Source organism: Stenoxybacter acetivorans DSM 19021 (genome assembly GCF_000745895.1).
In the GTDB taxonomy this organism is placed as follows: Bacteria; Pseudomonadota; Gammaproteobacteria; order Burkholderiales; family Neisseriaceae; genus Stenoxybacter; species Stenoxybacter acetivorans.
The window spans coordinates 1-4811 of record NZ_JQKE01000108.1 but is presented as its reverse complement, the minus strand read 5'-3'; the positions used below and the strand labels follow the sequence as shown (position 1 = coordinate 4811).

Sequence of the window (4811 nt, the reverse complement as noted above, 5' to 3'; positions counted from 1 at the left end):
CCGCGAATCACATCGGCAAATCCGGACGAAAAAATACCGCCAACCAGTTCTCCGGTAGCGGTGTCGTAATGCACTTTCGACCAATCATAATTATCGGGATAATCACCCCTGTAGTTGGGATCATCGCTGTTTAACGGTGGTTTTTGATCACCGTTGTAAATTTTATAGCCGTCTTTACTTTGCTCTTGGGTTTGCAATTCAATGCCAAGTACACCGCTGTATCCGTCTCCATTTGATGAGGCTTGTAAGAAGTAGTCTTTGATTAAAACCGAACTGCCGTCAGGGAGATACGAAATGGTTAAATCATTTTGTCCGGTGCGGAAAGCCAAAAACATACCGTCTGGTTTTCCTTCTTCATTCAAACTTTCCCAGCGATTGCTGCCCGCAACGGTTTCAAACAATGGGCTGATGCTTTGTTGGCTGACGCCTGAACGGGTTCTCATTGATGCACCGCCGCTTTCGCCAAACCAAATAACGCCTTCGCCGTCTATATCCAAAATGGTATCGCGCCCTTTGATATAGTAGCCGTCAAATCCCATCCCACCCTCTAAATAATCATCTTCTGCACCGCCATCCAGCGTGTCCGTACCATCACCGCCGTATAAATGATCATATCCCGCACCACCGATTAAGGTGTCATTGCCTGAACCTCCGAATTGAATGGTTTGCTGTTGTTGTTCGCTGCTGCCAACCAATTCAATGGATATATTTGCTTCGGCATCGGTGATTTTGGTGTTTTTACCGTAATAAGCCTGTAATCCAGAGGCAACCCAAGTAATGGTATCGGAGGTTGGGGTGCTAGTGAGATCAATTTGACGGTCGTAGGAATAATCATATTTATCCAGTACTGATTTAACGACGAGTAATTGGTTTCTGTCTATCAACCAATTTTGGGTAATTTGCCCTGTGCTGTTTTCAGCATCATATAAATCCAGTTTACCGGCATTGTGCTGTGCATAATCCGCACCGATAAGCGCAAAAGCATTGAGTTCGACCAAAGCATAGCGGTTTGCCAAACCTATATCATTGTCTTGAGTAGCTGATGCGGCATTGGTTGCCTGAATTTGAAGATTATTACAATTTATCAAAGTTTGGAGTGCATCGTTGTTTTCCAATTCTTCAAGAAATTCTTCAATATTTTCGTGATAATTGGTGCGAGATTCAGGACTATCTGGAGCATCACCAATTGGCGTATCATCGGTTTTATTTAAAATCAATTTGCGGAACTGGTCTAAAGCTTTTTCTAAAGAAGATTTCATTTCATTACTGGATTTACTCAATAAATCATTTAATGTTTCAAAGGTTAGATTTCTATCTAATTGAGCCAGTAAATTACCCAATGCTAAAGTATCAACAAGTTTATAAATAGAGTGATTATCAATGACGCTATCATCATCAAATAAACCAGTACCAGTACTTTGCTCATTAAATATTTTCTGCCGTTCACCAATTTGAATATGTACTATTTCATTGGTGGTTACGCTAATACCATTAACAGCATAGCAATTATTTTGGCTTTGATTAAAGGAAGTTGTACCCAGTTGTAATACTTCTTCCAGTTCTTTAAAAAACTGCTCGCTGCTTTCTTTCAAAAATCCTGCGCTGTTGTAGGTATCAATCCCATCAATAGACACTGAACCGCCGAAAATTCTTGCAAATGCAGCCGCCAAATGCCCACCTAAACTATGACCATTGATTTGAACAGCATCAACATCAAGCAATGTTCCTGTACCTGAAACCGATTTATCAAACGTAACACTATTGCCGGCATCATTTCTCAGCTCACAAATAAATTGTTCTGCCATCTGATCGATAGGTGTAATTGCACGCAGATACCAATTAATCATATCCATGATTTGATGACGAGCAGCAATATTTACTGCTAAATCAGCATCAGCTAAACCATCGGCACCGAAGATAGAATCAGGCTCTGTCCCGCGCATTGAAAGATATACTTTCCCCGCATAATCTGTACCTGATTTACCACGCCATACAGTAACATCAAAACCTGAATAATCAATAGTTTCAGGTTCATCAAATTGATCAATGACTTCAAAGTTATTACCGATAAAATTAGCAACTGGTGAAGTCATGCGGATTTCTAATTTTTGTGCAAGTGATCCTCCTGTCAATGTTGCCAAATTTGCTACATAAGCTGCATCAGCCAAAAGAGCGTTAATATACGCATTGTTAAAGCTATTCATTTTGAAGCTCCTTGTTTTTCAGGTTTTTGAATTAAAGTAACATGATTTAATTTATATAATTCTTGAGGATAGTCTGCATGACATCTTGCAGGCTCTCCAAAAGTTATCGGTGGTGAGGGTGAACTGATATGTCTGGCAAAAAAACCTCCCCTAGCTTCATAAGTGTTAAAAAAACCATATTCTTCATTGGTTTCTTTGTCATAAAAAACAATATGTTGATAATAAATAGGGATGGCAAATCCTGTCAATTGACGACTGTGACTATCACTATATACTTCCTTTCCTTTTATTTTTTCCCAGTCCATGCTGTGGTTATTCGGGCTTTCACACAATTTTTTAAATTGTTTTTCTCCGATAATTTCATCAATTACCAGCAAATGAAACATGCCATACCAAAAAAAGGGATAAATTAAAAACCGCCATTTACCTGCCCAGCCGAATAAGAATTTTTGTATTATTAATAAAACACAAAAATACAAGAAAAAAAATAAAACCAAAAGTATTGCACTCATCAGCTGCTCTTTTCTTTAAGGTGCATAAAATTTATCTCTTTTTTAAACACAAACAGGCTACCTGAAAGCGCCGAAACCCCAGTTCCATGCTTTCAGGCAGCCTGTCTAGTAAATTTTGGTTTATCGAATACATTACCCAATCCTCCCAAGGATACAGATAGATAACGCGATGCTGCTTAACATTTTTCAGCATATTACTCCCCTTTATTTTAGGTATGCAACGGTAAAATTAGGCTTTTACACAATTTCCAAACAACATGCCACACTGCTGCCGCTACCCAGATAATTGTTGCCGTGATACAGAGTTTTAATAGCATTTTCTTCATCACCATCGCCGCCGTTTAACACACCATCACCGTAATAGCCATACAAAGTATCATCGCCCAATAAAATGTCGTTGCCATCGTCGCCAAACAGCCAATCATCGCCTGCCAACCCCTGAATATAATCATTGCCGTCTTTATCGCCCTCTTCAAAATCATCGCCCAAAATATAATCATTTGCCCAGCCGCCGATAATATGGTCATTGCCGTTGCCGCCGACAATCATGTCGCTTTCGGAAATATCAGAATTGGTTTGGATGTCTGTAACCGACCAAACCGTTGATTGACCGTTATAATACATACCCCACAATGAACCGGCTTTAATGACCTCCTTGGCAGATTGAGGCGGTATCCATTGGTCTTTCTCGCCAATCCGCCGCGCAATATATAAATTTGAACTGCTCGCAATCCAATCATTGCCGTCGCCGCCGTAGATTTGATCTGCACCGCTGCCGCCGACCAATAAATCATCACCTGCATTGCCGTAAATAATATCGTCGCCCTCTCTGCCGTCTATGGCATCGTCGCCGTCAAAACCTTGGATCAAATCTTTTTCTGCCGAACCGCGAATCACATCGGCAAATCCGGACGAAAAAATACCGCCAATCAGTTCTCCGGTGGCGGTGTCGTAATGTACTTTCGACCAATCATAATTATCAGGATAATCACCCCTGTAGTTGGGATCGTCGCTGTTTAACGGTGGTTTTTGATCGCCGTTGTAAATTTTATAACCGTCTTTGCTTTGTTCTTGGGTTTGCAATTCAATACCGAGTACGCCGGAATAACCATTGCTGTTTGCATCGGCTTGGAGGAAGTAGTCTTTGATTAAGGCTTTGTCGCCTGTTTTTTGATTAATCAGCAATAAATCGTTTCCGCCGATGCGATACGCCAAAAAGCCGATAATGGGGTTGCCTGAATCATCTAAACTCACCCAGCGGTTGGCATTTACGCCGTTGGCATATAAAGGTTTATTTGGAGTATCGCCGTTGCTGAATAATAATTTGCCGCTGCCGTCGGTGTCGCGGACAGTATCGCTGCCTTCGATGTGGTAAGTATCATCACCTTCACCGCCTTCTAAATAATCATCGCCTGCGCCGCCATTTAAAGTATCACCGCCTTTGCCGCCGAATAACCAATCTTTACCGGCATTTCCGGTTAAATCATCACTTTCATCTGTGCCGAAAATAACTTGATGTGCCAACCCGCTGCCGGCAGCGCGGGCATTTCGTTTTTCGGTTTCGCCGATATGGATATGAATGTTTTCTGATAAATCAATAAAATCCCAATTGCCTTGCGATAATAATTGTTTAAACAGCGCATTGTCTTCAGGATTGTCACTCAGCATCAATATCAATAATTCAGCACGTTTTTCTATGTATTCGGCACTCATGCCGTTGGGTGCGTTTTTCGGATCATATAAATCCAATGAGCCGTCTTGGTTGTATTGTTCATAATCTATATTGGGAACAGCAAACGGGTTTAATTCGCGCAGAGCATAACGCCATTCAATATTTTCTGCTTGTTTGGCTTGCCCTGCAATGGCGGCGGCAATGCCTTTCTCACCCGTATTCACCAGCAAAGTAAGTTGATTGCCGTCTAAATCTTTCGGCAGCGAAATATCAGCATCGGCATCTTTGCCGAAAATCAAATCGGTTAATTTATTCATCATTTCGATGATGGTATTTTGATCTTTGTCTTTATTGAGCTCATACCAATCGGTGGCAGCATCGCTGCCGAAAAGACCGCCAATAGCCGCTCCACCAAGAATTAAA

General features: G+C 41.3%; 4 protein-coding genes. All 4 read right to left on the bottom strand.

Annotated features, from left to right (window positions below):
* Window positions 1–2204: hypothetical protein (locus Q384_RS14425; protein ID WP_037587948.1), on the bottom strand; the 2204-nt coding region annotated here is incomplete at its 3' end.
* Window positions 2201–2716 (bottom strand): hypothetical protein, encoded by a 516-nt coding sequence (locus Q384_RS10605; protein ID WP_037587946.1) that lies wholly within the window; start codon window positions 2714–2716, stop codon window positions 2201–2203. The genes Q384_RS10605 and Q384_RS14425, both read right to left, overlap by 4 nt.
* A gap of 31 nt (window positions 2717–2747) precedes the next feature.
* The gene (locus Q384_RS13460; protein ID WP_156956549.1) at window positions 2748–2909 is read right to left on the bottom strand and encodes a hypothetical protein; all 162 of its coding nucleotides are present in this window, start codon (window positions 2907–2909) and stop codon (window positions 2748–2750) included.
* Between the two features lie 44 nt (window positions 2910–2953).
* On the bottom strand, window positions 2954–4811 hold a 1858-nt coding region (locus Q384_RS10600), incomplete at its 5' end, for a calcium-binding protein (RefSeq protein WP_037587944.1).